Source organism: Clostridium tunisiense TJ (assembly GCF_000300195.1).
Lineage (GTDB): Bacteria > Bacillota > Clostridia > Clostridiales > Clostridiaceae > Clostridium_J > Clostridium_J tunisiense.
Genome location: NZ_AMQH01000006.1, coordinates 239,248 through 258,882 on the forward strand (window position 1 = coordinate 239,248; position 19,635 = coordinate 258,882).

At 31.3% G+C, this 19,635-nt stretch carries 20 protein-coding genes; 2 read left to right on the forward strand and 18 right to left on the reverse strand.

Annotated elements, in window-relative coordinates; translation table 11 throughout:
- Positions 1-106: 106 nt before the first annotated feature.
- The 15 genes from trmD to C661_RS0106630 form a co-directional block, all read right to left on the reverse strand.
- Positions 107-832, reverse strand: a complete 726-nt coding sequence (gene trmD / locus C661_RS0106555; RefSeq protein WP_017414520.1) for a tRNA (guanosine(37)-N1)-methyltransferase TrmD — start codon at positions 830-832, stop codon at positions 107-109.
- The gene (gene rimM, locus C661_RS0106560; protein WP_017414521.1) at positions 829-1,326 is read right to left on the reverse strand and encodes a ribosome maturation factor RimM; all 498 of its coding nucleotides are present in this window, start codon (positions 1,324-1,326) and stop codon (positions 829-831) included. Before rimM ends, trmD begins: the two co-directional genes overlap by 4 nt.
- A 109-nt stretch (positions 1,327-1,435) precedes the next feature.
- The gene (locus tag C661_RS0106565; protein WP_017414522.1) at positions 1,436-1,663 is read right to left on the reverse strand and encodes a KH domain-containing protein; all 228 of its coding nucleotides are present in this window, start codon (positions 1,661-1,663) and stop codon (positions 1,436-1,438) included.
- Positions 1,664-1,692: 29 nt separating this feature from the next.
- The gene (rpsP, locus tag C661_RS0106570) at positions 1,693-1,935 is read right to left on the reverse strand and encodes a 30S ribosomal protein S16 (protein WP_017414523.1); all 243 of its coding nucleotides are present in this window, start codon (positions 1,933-1,935) and stop codon (positions 1,693-1,695) included.
- A gap of 37 nt (positions 1,936-1,972) precedes the next feature.
- Positions 1,973-3,322: a signal recognition particle protein gene (gene ffh, locus C661_RS0106575; RefSeq protein WP_017414524.1), complete on the reverse strand. Its 1,350-nt coding sequence runs from the start codon at positions 3,320-3,322 to the stop codon at positions 1,973-1,975.
- 10 nt (positions 3,323-3,332) lie between these two features.
- Complete coding sequence (locus C661_RS0106580) at positions 3,333-3,680, reverse strand: putative DNA-binding protein (RefSeq protein WP_017414525.1); 348 nt, start codon at positions 3,678-3,680, stop codon at positions 3,333-3,335.
- Between the two features lie 86 nt (positions 3,681-3,766).
- Positions 3,767-4,678: a signal recognition particle-docking protein FtsY gene (gene ftsY, locus C661_RS0106585; RefSeq protein WP_017414526.1), complete on the reverse strand. Its 912-nt coding sequence runs from the start codon at positions 4,676-4,678 to the stop codon at positions 3,767-3,769.
- Positions 4,679-4,714: 36 nt separating this feature from the next.
- A complete protein-coding gene (gene smc / locus C661_RS0106590; protein WP_017414527.1) occupies positions 4,715-8,272 on the reverse strand; it encodes a chromosome segregation protein SMC in 3,558 nt (1,185 codons plus the stop codon).
- A 425-nt stretch (positions 8,273-8,697) separates the two neighbouring features.
- Positions 8,698-9,768, reverse strand: a complete 1,071-nt coding sequence (locus C661_RS0106600) for an elongator complex protein 3 (protein WP_017414529.1) — start codon at positions 9,766-9,768, stop codon at positions 8,698-8,700.
- Positions 9,761-10,459: a ribonuclease III gene (rnc, locus tag C661_RS0106605; RefSeq protein WP_017414530.1), complete on the reverse strand. Its 699-nt coding sequence runs from the start codon at positions 10,457-10,459 to the stop codon at positions 9,761-9,763. Before rnc ends, C661_RS0106600 begins: the two co-directional genes overlap by 8 nt.
- A 312-nt stretch (positions 10,460-10,771) precedes the next feature.
- Positions 10,772-11,002 (reverse strand): acyl carrier protein, encoded by a 231-nt coding sequence (gene acpP / locus C661_RS0106610; protein ID WP_017414531.1) that lies wholly within the window; start codon positions 11,000-11,002, stop codon positions 10,772-10,774.
- Between the two features lie 112 nt (positions 11,003-11,114).
- Complete coding sequence (plsX, locus tag C661_RS0106615; RefSeq protein ID WP_017414532.1) at positions 11,115-12,119, reverse strand: phosphate acyltransferase PlsX; 1,005 nt, start codon at positions 12,117-12,119, stop codon at positions 11,115-11,117.
- A 293-nt stretch (positions 12,120-12,412) separates the two neighbouring features.
- Positions 12,413-12,595 carry a 50S ribosomal protein L32 gene (gene rpmF, locus C661_RS0106620; RefSeq protein WP_017414533.1) on the reverse strand — a complete coding sequence of 61 codons (183 nt, stop codon included), beginning with the start codon at positions 12,593-12,595 and terminating at the stop codon, positions 12,413-12,415.
- Between the two features lie 12 nt (positions 12,596-12,607).
- Entirely contained in the window at positions 12,608-13,108 is a 501-nt protein-coding gene (locus C661_RS0106625) for a YceD family protein (protein WP_017414534.1), read from the reverse strand.
- A 404-nt stretch (positions 13,109-13,512) separates the two neighbouring features.
- On the reverse strand, positions 13,513-14,709 hold the full coding sequence (locus tag C661_RS0106630) for an acetate/propionate family kinase (RefSeq protein WP_017414535.1): 1,197 nt from the start codon (positions 14,707-14,709) through the stop codon (positions 13,513-13,515).
- A gap of 577 nt (positions 14,710-15,286) precedes the next feature.
- Between C661_RS0106630 and C661_RS0106635 the strand changes: the two genes are divergently transcribed.
- Both C661_RS0106635 and spoVV read left to right on the forward strand, forming a co-directional pair.
- The gene (locus tag C661_RS0106635; protein WP_017414536.1) at positions 15,287-16,525 is read left to right on the forward strand and encodes a nucleotidyltransferase; all 1,239 of its coding nucleotides are present in this window, start codon (positions 15,287-15,289) and stop codon (positions 16,523-16,525) included.
- Positions 16,526-16,855: 330 nt separating this feature from the next.
- Positions 16,856-18,031, forward strand: coding sequence for a dipicolinic acid transporter SpoVV (gene spoVV, locus C661_RS0106640; protein ID WP_017414537.1), 1,176 nt, complete (start codon positions 16,856-16,858; stop codon positions 18,029-18,031).
- On the opposite strand, the gene C661_RS0106645 is transcribed toward spoVV, so the two are convergent.
- From C661_RS0106645 to rsmD, 3 genes are read right to left on the reverse strand one after another with little or no spacing between them, the layout of a single operon-like run.
- Positions 18,014-18,568: a hypothetical protein gene (locus tag C661_RS0106645; RefSeq protein ID WP_017414538.1), complete on the reverse strand. Its 555-nt coding sequence runs from the start codon at positions 18,566-18,568 to the stop codon at positions 18,014-18,016. The genes spoVV and C661_RS0106645 overlap by 18 nt on opposite strands.
- Position 18,569: 1 nt before the next feature.
- Entirely contained in the window at positions 18,570-19,064 is a 495-nt protein-coding gene (coaD, locus tag C661_RS0106650; protein WP_017414539.1) for a pantetheine-phosphate adenylyltransferase, read from the reverse strand.
- A 1-nt stretch (position 19,065) separates the two neighbouring features.
- Positions 19,066-19,623: a 16S rRNA (guanine(966)-N(2))-methyltransferase RsmD gene (gene rsmD / locus C661_RS0106655; RefSeq protein WP_017414540.1), complete on the reverse strand. Its 558-nt coding sequence runs from the start codon at positions 19,621-19,623 to the stop codon at positions 19,066-19,068.
- Positions 19,624-19,635: the final 12 nt, after the last annotated feature.

The window sequence follows — 19,635 nt, forward strand, 5'->3', positions numbered from 1 at the left end:
ATTCCCTCCTAAAATTTTTTTGACGTTCTTAATCATACTTTATGACAGAGGACCGCCCGTACTAGCACAAAGTACATTCTATCACAATATTTTTTCTTATGCAATATTATTTTTTTCTACTATAATAGTTCTCTAATAATTTTTTATCCTCTTTAGTTAACTGAAAACTACAAAATAAATCTTTTCTTCTTTCTTTTGTAATAACTAAAGATTGCATTCTTCTCCATTTTCTTATGTTTTCATGATGACCGGATAGTAAAATTTCTGGAACCTGCTCCCCCTGATATTCAACTGGTCTGGTATACTGAGGATATTCAAGTAATCCATTGTAAAAAGATTCTTCACTAAAACTTTCTTCACTAGATAATACTCCGGGTATTAATCTACATATGCTATCCACTATAGGAATGCACGCCATTTCTCCTCCAGTAAGAACAAAATCTCCCAAGGAAATTTCCATATCTATGTACTTATATACTCTTTCATCTATGCCCTCATAATGCCCACATAAAAAAACTAATTCCTGTTCTTTACTAAGTTCTTTAGCCATTTCCTGATTAAAAGTCTGCCCTCTTGGCCCTAAGAAAATAACTTTCCCATTATTATGTTTTTTTATTTCTAATATACTATCTACAATAGGTTGTGCCATCATCACCATACCTGCACCACCACCATAAGGGTAATCATCCACTTTTTTGTGCTTATTCAATGAAAAATCTCTTATGTTTGTAGCCTTGATATTAATTATGTTACTCTCTTGAGCTCTTCCTATGATACTGTGGTTAAAAATCTCAAACATATCTGGAAATAATGTTAAAACATCTATCTTCATTCTGACCAAACATGAACTGGTTTTATTGTAATTTTACTATTTTCTATATCCACATTAACCACTATATCTTTTAAGGCAGGAATTAATACTTCCTCTTTCCCACTACCCTTAACCCAGTATACATCATTGCTTCCAGTTTCAATTACATCGTAAATCTTTCCTAATTCCTTATTCTCAGTATCTACAACAGTACAACCAATTAAGTCTGCAATATAATAAGTATCTGCTTCAAGTGCTTTTGCAGCTTCTCTTTTGATCATAAGGTATTTGTTTCTATACCTCTCTGCCATCTCCATTGTATCTATTCCCGCTATTTTAAGAATTACTCTATCCTTTTGCAACTTAACAGAGGTAATTTCTCTTTCCTCTCCATCTATAAGAACTTTCCCTAAATCCCTAAAATCCTCTAAGTTATCCATAAGTGAAATAACCTTTACTTCTCCTCTAACTCCATGAGGCTTAGAAATTTGTCCTACGCTCATAAACTCTTTCATAATAAATTTCTCCTTTTTACTTGCAAATATAGGCTTGTATATAGTATAGCCCAATTTACTTATCCTAAAACTTCAATATATCAAAATAAGAGTTAGGTATCCCTAACTCTTATATTATCTCCACAACAACTCTTTTATTTTCTTTAATAGCCGCTGCTTTAACAACAGTTCTAATAGCCTTAGCTATTCTTCCCTGTTTTCCGATTACTTTACCCATATCCTCTTGAGCAACCTTTAATTCTAAAATTATTGAATGCTCACCAGCGATTTCATTCACTTGAACAGAATCGGGATTATCAACTAAAGATTTAGCAATAATTTCAAGTAATTCTTTCATGGAATGCGCCTCCAATCAATTGAACTTTTCTATTTTATTCCTGCATTGTTGAAAAGTCTTTTAACTGTATCTGTTGGTTGTGCACCATTTTTGATCCATTTGTTTGCTTTTTCTTCATCGATTTTTACAGTAACTGGCTCTGTAGTTGGGTTGTAATATCCAATTTCCTCTACAAATCTTCCATCTCTTGGAGATCTAGAATCAGCTACGATAATTCTGTAGAAAGGAGCTTTTTTAGCACCCATTCTTCTTAATCTAATTTTAACTGCCATGTTTTTTCACCTCCTTCAAAGGGTTATGAATTTTATATTAAAAAGGTAGTTTTCCAAATAAACCTTTCTTACCTGGCTTAGCCATACCTTTCATTTGCTTCATCATCTTCTTCATACTCTCGAAATCTTTTAGTATCTTATTAACTGCTTGAATTGTGGTACCTGAACCATTAGCAATTCTTTTCTTTCTTGAGGGTGAAGATGAAATTAAGTTTGGGTTTTTTCTCTCAGCTGTTGTCATTGACTTTATTATAGCTTCAACCTTTGCCATCTCTTTTTCACTCTGAGAAAGGTCTACACCTTTAAGTTCTTTAGCATTAAACCCTGGAATCATTTCTACAATTTTTCCTAGAGGCCCTAGATTCTTCATTTGATTCATGGTCTCAAGGAAGTCCTCAAAATTGAACTCTTGGTTAAGCATTTTGCTTCCTAACTCTTGAGCTTTCTTTTCATCTATAGCTGCTTGAGCTTTTTCAATAAGAGAAAGTACATCTCCCATTCCTAGTATCCTAGAAGCCATTCTTTCTGGATGGAATACTTCAAGGTCCGTCATCTTTTCTCCCATACCAGCATATTTTATTGGCTTGCCAGTAATAGATTTAATTGAGAGAGCTGCTCCACCTCTTGTGTCCCCATCAAGCTTAGTTAAAATAACACCTGTCACATCCAAAGTACTATTAAATGTCTCTGCCACGTTTACAGCATCTTGTCCTGTCATGGCATCTACAACTAATAAAATCTCATTTGGATTTACAGATCCTTTAATTTGTTTTAACTCCTCCATAAGAACTTCATCGATATGAAGTCTTCCTGCTGTATCTATAATAACTACATTACAATTATTATCTTTTGCATTTTCTATCCCTGCTTTTGCAATATCTACAGGGCTTATCTTATCTCCCATAGCAAACACTGGTACATCTATAGATTTTCCTACTACTTGTAACTGCTTTATAGCTGCTGGTCTATAGATATCCCCTGCTACTAAAAGAGGTTTTTTATTATTTTTTCTAAGGTTTAATGCAAGTTTCCCCGCCATTGTGGTTTTACCTGCACCTTGTAATCCTACAAGCATAATTACAGTTATACCATGATTAGCAAATTCTAACTTACTTTCTGTGGTTCCCATTAAAGTTGTTAATTCATCATTAACAATTTTTATTACCTGTTGTCCTGGAGTTAAACTCTCCATTACCTCATTGCCTAGACACTTCTCGCTAACGATTTTTACAAAGTCTTTAACAACTCTATAATTAACATCTGCTTCTAACAGTGCAAGCTTAACTTCTCTCATAGCTTCTTTAATGTCTTTTTCAGAAAGTTTTCCTTTGCCCTTTAATTTTTTTATGGTTTCCTGTAACTTAGAAGATAATCCTTCAAAAGCCATGATAAACCTCCTATATATTCTCCACGATATCTTTTACAACATCGTTGATTATTTCTTTATTTTCTTCTTTACTCAACATTTTTTCTAAATCTTTCAATCTGTGAATAATCCTATCTTTGGAGTTTTCTATAGTTATGGCTCTTTCCATTAAGTGAAGTTTTTCTTCGTATTCCATTAAAAGATTATCACATCTTTTTATTAAATCATGAATTGCCTGTCTGCTAGCCTTTGTAATTTCTGCTATTTCTGAAAGCGATAAGTCATTATTAAAATATAAATCCATAATGTCTCTTTGCTTTTCAGTAAGTAACGGCCCATAAAAATCTAATAGTAATGATATCTCTAATCTTTTTTCCATATTATCACCTAACTCACAAATGATATATTATCAGATTGAATATATGGTGTCAAGTACTTTTACTTAACACCCACATATATTTTTAATTAAAATAAAGCTTCTACAAATTCTCTTGCTCTAAATTCTTGTAAATCATCAATTCCTTCTCCTACACCAATAAATTTCACTGGTATATTTAAAGTATTTTTTATAGAAATAACCACTCCACCCTTCGCAGTTCCATCTAATTTAGTTAAAATTATACCATCTATAGGGCAAACTTCCATAAACTGTTTAGCTTGAATAACTGCATTTTGACCTGTGGTAGCGTCTAAAACTAACAAAGTTTCTTTTTTAGCATCTTGAAATTCTCTATCAATAACCCTATTTATTTTACCTAGTTCATCCATAAGATTCTTTTTATTATGAAGTCTTCCTGCTGTATCACATATTAAAACATCTACTTTTCTAGCTTTTGCAGCCTGAACGGCATCGTATACCACAGCTGCTGGATCAGATCCTTCTTGATGCTTCACTAGGTCTACCCCAGCTCTGTTACTCCACACCTCTAGCTGATCTATAGCAGCAGCTCTAAAAGTGTCTGCTGCTGCAAGTAATACCTTATAGTTATTATTTTTTATTCGAGCTGCAATTTTTCCAATAGAAGTAGTTTTTCCTACTCCATTTACCCCAATTATTAACTTAACTTCAGGGATTTTTTCTGGAATTATAGAGTTTTCGTAATCCCCCAGAATTTCAATAATTACCTCTTTCATAGCAGGAAGAATTTCCTCAGGGTCCTTTATTCTTTCAGCCTTAACCTTGGCTCTAAGTCTTTCAATAATTTCTACAGAAGTTTCCACCCCTATGTCGCTAGTAATTAAAATCTCTTCCAGCTCCTCATATAAGTCCTCATCAATATTTACTGCTAGCTTTAGAACCTGAGTTACTGCATCATTAATACTGTCTCTAGTTTTTGAAAGTCCTGCTTTAAGTTTTTCAAAAAAACCTCCAAACATACACTTCACTCCTTTATAGTAAAATAATAAAACTTCTTATCTAGTTAAATTTACAGAAACTACCTTGGATACACCCTTCTCCTCCATAGTAACCCCATAAAGCATATCACTAGCTTCCATGGTTCCCTTTCTATGGGTTATAACAATAAACTGTATATTCTTAGAAAACTTTCTTAAAAACTCAGCATATCTTATTACATTGGCATCATCAAGGGCAGCTTCAATTTCATCTAATATACAAAATGGAGTTGGTTTCATTTTAAGTATAGCAAATAATAAAGCTATAGCGGACAATACCTTTTCTCCCCCAGACATTAAGTTAATGTTTTGAAGTTTTTTCCCTGGAGGTTCCACGTTTATTTCAATTTTCGAGGTCAATTCGTCTCCATCCTGGAGGATTAAATCAGCTCTACCGCCTTTAAATAGTTCTCTGAAGGTTTGTTCAAAGTTAACTCTTAGCTTTTCAAAGTTATCCCTAAATACCACTTTCATCTTCTCAGTCATTTCACAAATAACCTTTGTAAGTTCTTCCTTAGCATTTACTAAATCTTCTCTTTGATTACTCATAAATATAAACTTTTCTTTTACTTCCTTAAATTCCTCAATAGCCCCTACATTTACTACTCCTAGGCTTGAAATTTCTCTTTTTAAATTTAATACTTTTTCCTTAAGCATAGATATGTTAACAACATGTTCCTTATACTTTAAAGCCTCTGCATAAGTAAGTTCATACTCTTCATTTAATTTTTCTAATAATCCTTGTTCTTCAGTTTCAATTTTAACTAAGGACACTTGATGTCTATGATATTCTTTTTCAATCTTTTCAAACTCTAAGGTCAAAGTTTCAATTTGAGAATTAACTAAGTTTATCTGGTCCTTAAACTTTATTCTTTCAATTTCATTATCTTTAAACTTAAGTTCTAAAGACTCTAATTCCTCCATAAGAACTTTTACTTTTTCATTGTTCTCTTCTAAACTTTTAAAATAAATTTCTTTGGTTTTATCATAGTTTTTAACTTCACTTCTTAATTCTTCAATCTTTTGATTATATCCTACTATATCCATTTTTAGTCTTTGAATCTCTAAAAACTTATTATTTATACTTTCATCAATTTGTGCTCTTTTTATCTTAAGATCAGTTAAATTATTTTTTATACTATCTATAATATCTAAACCTTGCTTTACTTCCTTATTTAGCAGCTCGTAGTTGCTTTCTATGGTTATTAATTCATCTTCTATTTCAATTAATTCTTTACAATAGTCATCTACGCTTAACTCCAAGGCTACTAACTTCTCCATAATGCTATTTAATTCTACTGTGGACCTTTCTAAACTTTTAGTAAGCTTTAAGGTATCTTCAGTTATAGAATTAATTTTCCCTTGAATTTTGGTAACCTCGATACTTTCAAAATGTATCTCATCTCTTAGATTTAAGTTTCTTTCATCAAGGGTTTTTATCCCTTCGTTATAAGTTCTAACTTCCTCGCTTAATACTACTATTTCCTGATTATTTCCCTTTACCTTTACTGTTAATTCTTCAATTTCTCTTTTTCTTCCTATGATGCTAGCTGTTTTAGAGTATATGCTTCCTCCAGTCAATGCTCCTCCAGGATTAATTATTTCTCCATCTAAGGTTACAATTTTATGCTTATATCCTGTAGCCTTTGCAATTTGCAGTGCCTGATCCATGTTATTACAAATAATGGTCTTCCCTAATACATAATCCATTACCCCTTTAAACTTATCTTCAAATTCTATAAGTTCACTAGCAATCCCTATGTATCCATCTTTATTCTTTATACTCTGTTCTACTTGAAGAACTCTTCCTCTTACAATATTCATTGGGAGAAAAGTAGCTCTACCAAGGTTACGACTCTTAAGATAATTAATTAATTCTTTTGCACTTTCTTCTTCTTCTGTAATTACATTTGAAATTGCTCCACCTATGGCAATCTCTATTGCAGTCTCAAATTTTTGATTAACCTTAATGATTTCACCTAAAACATAACAGTTCCCTTTTATATTTTTCACTGTTCCATTACTTAGATGTTGCATTAAATTCTTTACGGACTTATTATATCCCTCATATTGATTTTCAAGACTTATTAATGCATTTAAGTTTGCTTCATGTTTATTGGTTTGCATAGTTATTTCTTTTAACTTCTTTTCACTTAAGGTTAAACTATATTTCAATCTGCCAATATTTTTTTTATTTTCTTTTACTTCTTCCTCAAAAGCTGAAATCTTTTCTTGAGATCTTTCAACCTCATCAATTAATGAGGTCTTAGTTCCATTATTTATTATGATAGAACTATTGTAGCTTTCCACATTAATTTTCAAATTTTCTAAGGTCTCTTTTGCTAACTCCATATTATTGTTAGCAACATTAATATTATTGCTTTGGGCGTTTTTCCCCTCCAACAACTTCACTTTTTTCTCTTCTAGACCTTTCAAATTTGATGACTCAGTAGAAATAGATTGGTTTATCTTACTTATTTCTTCTTCTTTCATAAAAATTTCATCGTTAATGTTCTTTTGTTGCTCTTTCAAGGTATAAAGTTGTAATTCTAATTCATCTATCTTTTCATTTTCTTTTTCTATTCTATTTGAAAAATCTTCAATCTCATTTTGCACTCTTAATATATTGTTATCTATGCCTTGAATTCTTTCACTCATAAGATTAATCTCTGACAATATATTTTGATGCTTTCCCTTATTATCATAATAAAGTTGTTTATCCTGTGAAACCTTATTATCAAACTCTTCAAGTTCCGTATTCCATTTATGTAGTTCTTTTTTTAGGGTTTCTTTTTCCCTTAAACCACTTTCTAAGGCAATAGTAGCATTTTTTATTTTTATATTTAAATCACTTATATTGCTTTTAGTTTTTTCGATGAAGTCTATTATTATATTTATTTCATTTACTTTTAATTCTTCAGACAGCTTTAAAAAAGTTTTTGCCTTTTCACTTTCTTTTTCCAAAGGTTCAACTCTTTCTTCATAGGTATGAATTATGTCATTTATTCTTACAAGGTTATCTTCTGTATTTTGAAGCTTCTTTTCTGCTTCTTCCTTACGAGTTTTATACTTAACTATTCCAGCGGCCTCTTCTAGAAGTTTTCTTCGTTCTTCAGGCTTTCCACTCAATATGGCATCAATTTTACCTTGTCCAATAATTGAATATCCTTCTTTACCTATACCTGTATCCATGAATAATGCTTGTACATCTTTTAACCTACAGGTAGTGTTATTTATTAAGTATTCACTTTCTCCAGAACGATATAATCTTCTTGAAATGGTTACATCTGAATACTCTATTTGAAGATCTGAGTCAGAATTATCTAAGGTAAGAGATACCTGCGCAAGGCCCACTGCTTTTCTATACTGTGTTCCTGCAAAGATAACATCCTCCATCTTATCTCCTCTTAGACTTTTTACACTTTGCTCTCCAAGAACCCATCTAACTGCATCAGAAATATTACTCTTTCCACTACCATTAGGTCCTACCACAGCAGTAACCCCTTGTTTAAAGTTCAATTCAGTCTTATCAGCAAATGACTTAAACCCTCTTATTTCAATAGATTTTAAGAACATTTATTATCTCTCCTAAGCTCCAATTATTACTGGCAGTAAAATACCTAAAACCATAAATAAACATACAGTAGCAGCTAATATCTTAGCTATCTTTAATCTCTTCTTATCTTTCATAATATCACCTTCTCCTTATTTATATGGTTCCATGATAGAATTTTAACTTATTCAGCTCCTTAACCCATTAAGGGAACCAGGTAGGACTCGTGTATAAGTTAAGTTTAAACTCTGGTTCCCTGTATATAGAACCAAAGTCAAGGCTTAACTTGTTCATTCTCACCTTTAAAGCTTATAATATACATAGTTTATATTATTAACTTATTTTTTTCAAATCCTATAGAGGTAACCCATTTTTCTATGCTAAAGTATGATTTAACCCATCAAAGAGCTTTCATTAATTTAAACTCACTCAGGTTTAGCTTTCAGACCTATAACTTACCATACTTGTTCTTCAAGTACTCCTCTACACTAACCTGATGTAAATTCTCTTTATGTTTAAATCCTAACCCACCTCTTTTAATTTCATTACTTTGAGTTGCCTTTAACTTCTTAACTTCTAATTCTCCTAAAAGTTCATTAAAGTACTGTTTTTTATTAGCATAAAGTTTTGAAATATCCTTAGGATTAACCCATATCTCTTCACATAATCCATAAAGACTATGATGCTCACGAATTATATCACAATAGATACTTCCTTCTACTAACTCTCTAAAGGCAGGATGAAAGGGTCCTTCAATTATATCTCCACCATAGTTTATTTCTTCTGTTGGTTGAAGTCCTATTCTTATTACATTAATATCATTAGCAGTAAGCATCCCATAAACTACTTTTGAAATCTCCACAGCCTCTTCTAGATCATAAGGCTTGTATATTCCCGTTTTAAGCATCTGCTCCATAGGAGTATCCTTAATTACCAAGGAAGGATATATCCTACTTATATCTGGTCCTAAGCTTATAATCTTTTTAGTTGTTTCAATATCCTTTTCTCTTGTATCTCCAGGTAACCCTAACATTATTTGATGACCTAAGGTAAACCCATAACTCTTTATAAGCTTTGAGGCTCTTGTTACATCCTCGGAGTTGTGTCCCCTGCCAGATTTTATTAAAACCTCATCATCTAAGGACTGAACCCCTAATTCTATTATATCAACTTTATATTGTTTTAAGTTGTCTAATATGGCTTCATCGATATAATCTGGCCTTGTAGATAATCTTATATAATCAATTTTACCACATTGTTTATATTCCATTGCAACAGCTAATAATTCCCTTTGCTTGTTTATATTAATAGCAGTAAAAGTTCCTCCAAAGAAGGATACCTCAACTATAGAGTTTTCCCTTTTAATAGTTTCTAGGTACTCCTCAATAGTACCTCTCACAAAATCTCCATCTATCTTGAAGCAACTTCCTGTTATGCTATCTTGATTACAAAATACACAGGTATGTGGACATCCTTCATGGGGAACAAAGATTGGTATAATATAATGGATTTTATTCATATATTTCACCTCTAGTTATTAACAATTCCTTTGCAGCATTTTGTTCTGCTTCTTTTTTACTATACCCTACCCCTTTTCCACTTGAAACACCATTTACTACTACTTCAACAAAAAATTCTCTTCTATGTGGTGGACCTTCAAACTTTATTAAATTATAAACTATGGATACTTCTCCATGACTTTGAAGATTTTCTTGAAGTTTAGTTTTATAATCAATTATAATTTCATTTTTAAAAGCTTTCTCAATAATGTTATTAAAATTGTTAAGTATGAAGGTTTTTGCTACTTCATAGCCTCTATCTAGATATATTGCGGCAATTATAGCTTCTACAGCATCTGCTAAGATAGATACTCTTGTTCTTCCTCCAGTAAGTTCTTCCCCCTTACTCATGTTTATATAAATCCCTAAATTCCATCCCTTTGCAATCTGAAATAAAGAATTCTCACAAACTATTAGAGATCTTATTTTAGTTAAATATCCTTCTGTTTCATTTTCGGTATTTGAATATAAATACTCAGATATTACTAGCTGCAATACTGAGTCCCCTAAAAACTCTAGCCTTTCATTAAAGCTTAACTTCCTCTCATTTGCATAAGAGCTATGAGTAATAGCAGTTTCTAAAGTTTTTATATCTTTAAATTCAACCATTAATTTTTTTTGTAATTCTAAAGTATTTTTTCTAAGGTTCATTTCTTCTCAACTTCCTTCCAGAAGTTTATTCTTCAAGTTACTAAAACTAATAATTCCTGTAAATTTTCAAAATTTTAACCTCATCTAGGATAATAAGACTCAATTCCTTCTTAGCACAGTTATATGACTTCACTTATACCCTTATGAAATCCTAGAAATTTTAACCTAAAAAAATTACTTTTATTAATAATAGGTTTTCTAAAGAACTTTTTCATGCACTATGATTTTAGAGCATATTCTAAAATTTCCTATGCTTAATAACTTCAAGAATAAACTTAAAAATAAGGTTCCGCAAAAATACGGAACCTATAATTAGTCTTCTACACGTGCTTTTATGTATTCTACTACATCACCAACTGTAGATATTTTTTCAGCATCTTCGTCTGGTATTTCCATATCAAACTCTTCTTCTAAAGCCATTATTAATTCAACTATATCTAGCGAATCAGCTCCTAGATCATCTGCAAAAGATGAATCCATCTTAATCTCCTCTTCATCTATACTTAATTGGTCTGCTATTCTTTTTCTAATTTTTTCAAACATGTTGCTCATCCTCCTAATTTATTACATTACTCTTTAAATATAATAGCTTATTAATAAGTTATCAACTACTTTTTATTAATACTTTAATATAATATACTAATTTTATTATATTTTATTCATTATTTGACTCTAGATTTTCAAATATTTCCTTCATTTTGTCTAAAGCCTTATTGTCATGAAAAATTTTTGCCTGTCTTATAGCATTCTTAAAGGCTTTTCCATCAGAACTTCCATGAGCCTTTATACAAATACCATTTACCCCTAAAAATGCAGCTCCACCATATTCTTTGTAATCATATTGCTTTTTAAAAGCTTTAAATACTGGCTTTAACAATAAGCCTCCTATTTTAGTTCTAGTGGTGCTCATTATTCTATCCTTTAACTCATCCAGTATAGTTGCCGCTACACCTTCATACATCTTTAAAGCTGTATTTCCAACAAAACCATCACATACTAATACATTTACTTCCCCTGTAGGAATATCGCGTGGCTCCACATTTCCTACGAAGTTTAAGTTTTGTATCTTTAAAAGCTTATGTGCTTCCTTTGTAAGTTCATTTCCCTTTTCTTCTTCAGCTCCAATATTTATTAATCCTATACTTGGATTATTTATGCCCAAAACACTTTCAAAATATACTTTCCCCATTTGAGCAAATTGAACCAAATAATGTGGTTTGCAGTCAGCATTGGCACCAGCATCTGCAATCATAAATGCCCCTTTTCTTCCTGGCATTATTGGTGCTAGAGTTGGCCTATCTATTCCTTTAATCCTCTTTACAATTAAGGTACATCCAGCTAAAAATGCCCCTGTGCTTCCTGCAGAAATTATAGCATCTGCTTCCCCGTCTTTTACCATTTGAAGAGCTCTAACCATAGAAGAATCTTTCTTAGTTTTTAAAGCCTTTACAGGGGTCTCGTTAGGACTTATAACTTCTCTAGCATCTACTACAGTAATCTTATCTTTGTTGTATTCATACTTCTCTAGTTCTTTTAAAATTAATTCCTTAGGGCCTGTAATTGCTATTTCTACGTTATACTCACGTTGTGCTAAAACACACCCTTCAACAACTGCTTGAGGAGAGTTATCTCCACCCATTCCATCTACTACAACTTTCATATCCAATCCTCTCATGTTTACATAATGTATTTTTGGAGATTAAATAATAAGTTTATTATTCTACACTCTTTATATTTATCTCCTTCGTATTTCTTACCAATCTCTATAATGTTTTTTAAATTTTGAAGTCCTGTATAAATATATTATATATTATATATTAAAAATCAACTTAATTTCCACTAAAATATTAAACTATCAATAATTTTATAAAGAACCAAGCAAAGACTTAATTAATTCCTAAAATCCCTTAAATTTATGCAAAAAAAATAAAAGAAAGTCATATGACTTTCTTTCTATTTCTCAGTTGAAACAACTTCTCTATTCTTGTAGTAACCACAGTTTTTGCAAACTCTGTGAGCAAGTTTCATTTCATGGCACTGAGGGCATTCAACTATTCCTGGTAAACCTAGTTTGAATGTTTGAGCTCTTCTTGAGTCTCTTCTAGCTTTTGAAAATCTTCTAGCAGGATTTCCCATAATTACACCTCCTTATGCTTTAGAAAACAAGTCTTTTAATTTTGCCAACCTTGGATCCACATCTACGTCATCACAAGAACATTCCTTATGATTTAAGTCCGTTCCACACTGTTGGCATAATCCTTTACAACTTTCGCTGCATAATCTCTTAACAGGCAGCTGTATAATAAGATTGCTTTCAACGATTTCATCCATGTCTATCTTATCATTTTTAATTGAGATAATTTCACTCTCTTCATTACTTGCACTAGTAGATAATTTTTCTTCTATGTCCATTTCTATGGTATATGGAAATTTTTTAAGACATCTTGAGCATGTAAGTAATAATTCTGCAGTTACTTTACCCTTTAGTTGGAAGATATCACCAACAAAGCGTATAACTCCATCAAATTTAATTGGGCTTGAAACCATTACAGTTTCAGTACCGTCATAAAAACTTTCTTTCTCAATTACAACGTTGATATTTCTTTTGGAATTTTTTTTACCTTTTAATTCTGAAACATCTATGTTCATAATAAATGCTCTGAAAAAACATTAAAACTATGCTTTTTCTCATATAACTAAAAAGTTATATATTATGCAATTTACTAATTTAATAGCGTAAACACTGCATAGCTTGAGCAAAGCTCCAACGTCCCTCCTTAATTTCAATATAAGAATATCTACTATTTCAAACACAAACTATTATATAAAGTCTACACCTAAAAGTCAAGGTTTATTTATATATAGGGAACCAAATTAAACTCCTTAATCACCCATGAATCTACCTTGGTTCCCTAATTCTCTTTATATATACATTTATTTAAAACTAACTTTAAAAGTTTATATTAAAGCTATTGGAAGTATTGTTAGAGCATGCAATTTAAATTATCTTCTTTTACAAAATAATTATCTTCTGCATTAGTTTCTTGCATTATTTATTTTGTAGTTAATTCTTGAGTGTCTCTAGCTATAACTAATTCTTCGTTTGTTGGAATTACAAACACTTTAACGCTAGCATCTGCAGCACTTACATCTACAGCTTTTCCTCTAACGTTGTTTTTCTCTGCATCAATTTTTATTCCTAAGAACTCTAAACCAGCACAGATATCTTTTCTTGTTTCTGGAGCATTCTCACCAAGACCTGCTGTAAATACAACTGCATCTACTCCGCCCATAGCTGCTGCATAAGCACCTATCATTTGTCTTACTTTGTAGTTATAAACGTCTAATGAAAGTTTAGCTCTTTCATTTCCCTCTTTAACTGCATCTTCAATATCTCTGAAGTCACTGCTTACTCCTGAAAGTCCTAAAACACCTGATTGTTTATTCATTAAGTTATTAACATCATCAGCTGACATGTTTTCTTCTTTCATTAAGAAAGTAACTATAGCTGGATCGATATTTCCGCATCTTGTTCCCATTGCTATACCTTCAAGTGGTGTGAAACCCATGCTTGTTTCTACAGATTTTCCATTTTTAACTGCAGATAAACTTGCACCATTTCCTAAATGACAAGTAATTATTTTTAAATCTTCTATGTTTTTGCCCATCATTTCAGCGCATTGTGCTGATACGAATCTGTGTGATGTTCCATGGAAACCATATTTTCTTATTCCATGTTTAGTGTATAGCTCATATGGTAGAGCATACATATATGCTTCTTGAGGCATTGTCTGATGGAAAGCAGTATCAAATACAGCTACCATTGGTGTATTTGGCATTAAGCTCTTACAAGCATTTATTCCTATTATGTTTGCTGGGTTATGAAGTGGTGCAAGTTTAACACACTCTTCTAAGCTAGCCATAACATCATCATTGATTACTACAGAAGTTGCATATTTTTCTCCACCATGAACAACTCTGTGTCCTACTGCAGAAATTTCGTCCATTGATTTAATAACTCCATGAGTATCATCAATTAATGCACCTAAAACTAATTTTATAGCATCTGTATGATCCTTCATTGGCTGTTGGATTATGTATTTATCTTTTCCTGGAACCTTTTGAGTTAAAATTGATCCTTCAATCCCAATTCTTTCTACTAATCCTTGTGCTAGTGAATCTTCATTTTCCATGTTGATTAACTGATATTTTAATGATGAACTTCCACAGTTAATTACTAATACCTTCATTGTATTTCCTCCTCTAAAAAGTTACTAAAATTTATTTTTAAATATTATATTGAAATTTCAAGGTCTCTCTGAACTACAATAGCAAAACAAAGCTACTACAGATAATTCTCTTCACAAAACTTACACTGTAGTAAACATCATTTATTCATAGTTTTACTATAAATAAATCCTATTAACCTAGCATAATAAAAAATAGAGTAGCATAATGGCTAGTTACTTTTCAGAATACCTTCATCTCAATATGATATTTTAATACACTTATGTATAATTTGGCAAATGATTATTGCCTTTTAAGATAATTGTCTTAATTGTAGGCAATTATTATTACACTTTTAGTCATGTTTTAACCTGCATATTGTATTAAAACATGATTAATAAATATCCCTTATTAATATACCCCTTTTTACACATAATTTTCAACCTTAAATGCGAAATTATTTCAACTCGTGGAATATTATTAATTAATATGTACAAATTTGACAATATTATATATTATAAACTAATAGAGTATAAGTATTGTTTTTTCTTCTTTACTATTTTTAACTTATATATCTTTTTTCATATTGGAGTGAATAAAATGAAAATTTCAGGAATTGTTGTAGAATATAATCCCCTACATAATGGTCATGTGTATCATATAAATAAAACAAAAGAATTAACTAATTGTGATGTACTAATTGCAGTAATGAGTGGAAGCTTTAATCAAAGAGGCATCCCCTCTGTAATAGATAAATGGAACAAAACTTTAACTGCTCTTCATAATGGTGTAGATTTAGTTATTGAGCTTCCAGCACTATATAGTTTATCTTCAGCTGAGTTCTTTTCCTTCGGGGCAATTAGCTTATTAAACAGCCTAGGGGTAGTAGATTCAATTTGTTTTGGTAGCGAACATGGGGATGTAACCTTACTAAGTCATATAGCTGAAATTTTAAATACAGAGCCACAGGAATTTAAATCTGTTTTAAAGGCTAAATTAAAAGAAGGGTTAGTTTACCCTAAAGCCAGAACTCATGGTATATCTGCCTATTTAAATAATAATTCAATGGCAAATAACATGAGCCTTAATGACTATAGTAAACTAGAAGATATTTTAAATTCTTCAAATAATATTTTAGGTATAGAATACATAAGAAGCTTAAAGAAATTAAACAGTGACATAGAAACATATACCCTTAAAAGAGAAGGCGCAGCCTATAACAGCGATGAACTAAATTCTATTTTCTCTAGTGCCACCTCTATAAGAAAATTTTTGAAATCAGGAGATTCCATTGAAAGTCTTAGTTCTCACCTTCCTGTGCAGGTTTATGAATTATTAAAAACCTTAGGCCTTTCAAAGTATCCATTTCCCTTTTATGACTCTATGTTTCCATATATAAAACATAGAATCCTTACTAATAATGGAAACTTATTAAAAATTCCTGATGTTTCTGAAGGTTTAGATTTTAAAATTGCTAAAGGTGTTTTAGAAGGGATTTCCTATGAAGCTGCCATTGACTTAATTAAAAGCAAGCGCTATACCTATACTAGAATTAGTAGAGCCCTGTGCCAGTATTTTGTTGGCTTTGATAATTATAATACAGGGGTCTTAAGAACCTTACCGTGTCCCTATGCAAGGGTTTTAGGCTTTAATGATAAGGGGAAGTCCATCTTAAAATCCATAAAGAATAATAGTAGTATTCCTCTCTATACAAAACTCCCAAAAGACCTTAATGACACCATGAAATTAGATATTCAATCTACAAAAGCATATAGTTTAATCAACAATAAAGTAAACTATAATGATGATTATTTAATAAGTCCTTTAATCCTAAAATAAAAAACTAAGCCCTTAACTTAAATGAAGTATAATTAAGTTAAGGGCTTTTTTTATTAATTTATCCCACTATGAAAATCTTTAAGCAGTGAACAAATTCATTTTGTTTAACAAAACTCTTTCTCCCTGTTCATATTTCTATACCAAAATTAAAAACTTCTTTCCTAAAAAGCACTACTAATTTAGATTTTCAAACTTATACTTATCATAACTATCTTGAAACAACAATATATTTAAATATAATCTATGCTTTGCAACTGCCACTTAAAGAAAATCTCAGACTTGAAGTTTTGAAGTGTTGTTAAATTATCACTGTAAGAAAGAAGGCATGCCATGAAGGTAATATTAATCCTGACTTTAATAGTCATATTTTCTCTTATATATTTACTTTTAAAAAATCATGATAAAAATGCTTTGCTCACCTTTATTTGCTCTATAATTGTAGTTTATATAGTGTTAAACCCCAAGCAATGTATTGGATTTACCATAGATGGAGCCAAGCTATTTTTTAATGCAGTGTTTCCTTCACTGTTCCCTTTTTTGGTTATAGTAAACTTAATCATTTCCTTTGGTGGCATTGAGATTTATTCTAGACTCTTAGGAACACTTCTATGTCGCCCTCTAGGACTTCCAAAAGAATGTAGCTTAGTGCTATTAGTAAGTGTGTTTTGTGGTTACCCTTTAGGCGCAAGGTATGCAGCCGAATTATATGAACAGAATCTAATAGACCATCAAACCTTAGAGAGACTTCTAAATATTGCAACCAACGGAAGTCCCTTGTTTATTATTGGGTCTGTAGGCACCGCTATGCTGGGTCATCCATCCTTAGGCTATATTCTAATAATATCAAATATACTTTCTTGTATTATAATGGGTTTATTACTGCCTGGAAGATATAAGTGGAAAAATTACAAAACCACTAATAAGAAAGTATCAACCCAAAGCATAAATTTAGGAATTGCCCTTAAGAATGCTTTAGAAGATGCAGTTAAAACCTGCATATCCATAGGCAGTTTCGTCATAATCTTTTCAGTAATTATAAACATAATAAAGAGCAATGCTTCTTTTAACATTGCTCTAACCTATGTATCAAAATATACAAATTTACCTATTGAGATATTCCAAAGTTTTACTCTTGGAATATTGGAAGTAACCAATGGTTGTAATTTAATTGCTAGTTCAGCTATTTCTTATGATTTGAAGCTTACTATTAGCAGTTTTCTAATTGCTTTTAGCGGTCTTTCAATCACTTCCCAGGTATACTCTCTAGTATACAAACACAAAATTTCTATAAATAAATATATACTTTTAAAAGTAATTCAGGGAATCGTAGCCGCCCTAATAACTCTATTTATATGTAATATGAGTTTTGTTCATATAGCTCAAGATGTATTTTTAGATAGTTATCCAAAAGTATATTCCTTTTCTCCATTCTTACTAGGAATTATTTTCTTAATAACTATGCCAGTAATAGTATACAAGCTAAAATCCTTAATTAGAGTTTCCTAAGTCTTTAATATTTTCTCTTACTGTAGAAGTGGTGTTAGCTATTTGCTTATGAATATTTATAAGCATAGTTTCCATTTCTTTTTTTATGTTTATTAAAGACTGTTCTCCTACTAAATCTATTTCCTTCTGTAAATTGCTTAAGGTACCATCTGCATAGTTCATCACACCATATTTTATTTCCTTAGCATGCATAGTAGCCTCAGTTTTAATTTCCTTTGCTTCCTTCTTAGCTAGCTCAACAATTTCATTGGCTGATGCCTTAGCTGCAGTTAATATATCTGAGTTCTCGTACTCATCCTGAGCTCTTCTTCTAGATCTTTCTATAATTTCTTCAGCTTCTCTCTTAGCCTCATTTAATATTCTTTCTCTTTTATCCACAATGTTTTTAGCTTCTGTAAATTCATCTGGTAAATAACTTCTAATCTCTGATATAGTTTGTAATACCTCTTTTTTATTTATAGAGACCTTCCCCACTAAATTCTTTGATGCCATTTGAATATTTTGTTCAAGAAAATCTAATAACTCTAATACCTCCATGTTATAACTCCCCCTCGAATTGTTTTGCTCTTTGTCTTATTTCACTTTCTAACTCCTTTGGCACTAAACCCTCTAAGCATCCTTTGAACAAAGCTACTTGCTTAATAGCTGTAGAACTTAAATAAGAATACTTAGTGTTAGTCATCATAAACACTGTTTCCTTTTTATGATCAAGTTTTTTATTCATAAGAGCCATCTGAAATTCATAATCAAAGTCTGACATAGATCTTAATCCTTTAACAATAACACCAATGTCTTCCTTATTCATAAAATCCACAAGTAATCCACTAAGACTTTTCACTTTAACATTTTTTAGCTCTTTAACTACCCTCTGAATATGTTCCACTCTTTCATCCATATCAAACCACCCTCTTTTATTAGGATTAATTGATACAGCTACAACAACCTCATCAAATACATGTGATGACCTTTTTATAATATCTAAGTGTCCATTTGTTATTGGATCAAAACTTCCTGGATAAACTGCTCTTGTCATTTTATATCTCCTTATGCTCGTAGAAACACACTGTTGTATTTCCATATTTTCTTTTGTCTATTAGAATAATATTTCCATCACCTTCGTATATTTCTTCTCCTGAATCAATCTTAGTTACAATAAGTCCTTGTCTATTTAATAAGTTATATTTTGTTATAAGTTCAATAGATGGTGGTATCATTTCCTTTGCATAAGGAGGATCTATAAAAATTAAATCGAATACCTTTCCAGCTTTTCCAAATTCCTCAAGATATCTATAACAATCTCCTTTATAGCATTTACATCTATCTTCAAATTTTAAATTAACTACGTTTTGTTTTAAGAATCCAAAGGTAGTATCTCCTTTATCAATTAAGTGGCATTCCTTAGCTCCTCTACTTGCTGCCTCTAAACCTAAACTTCCTGTACCTGCAAATTGATCAAGGACCACCGCATCCATAATTCTGTTTTGAATTATACTGAAGATAGATTCTTTAATTCTATCTAAAGTAGGTCTTGTTCCCATGCCTTCTGGCGATAATATTTTCTTTCCCCTTGCTATTCCGGCTATTATTCTCATTTGGTTTCCTCC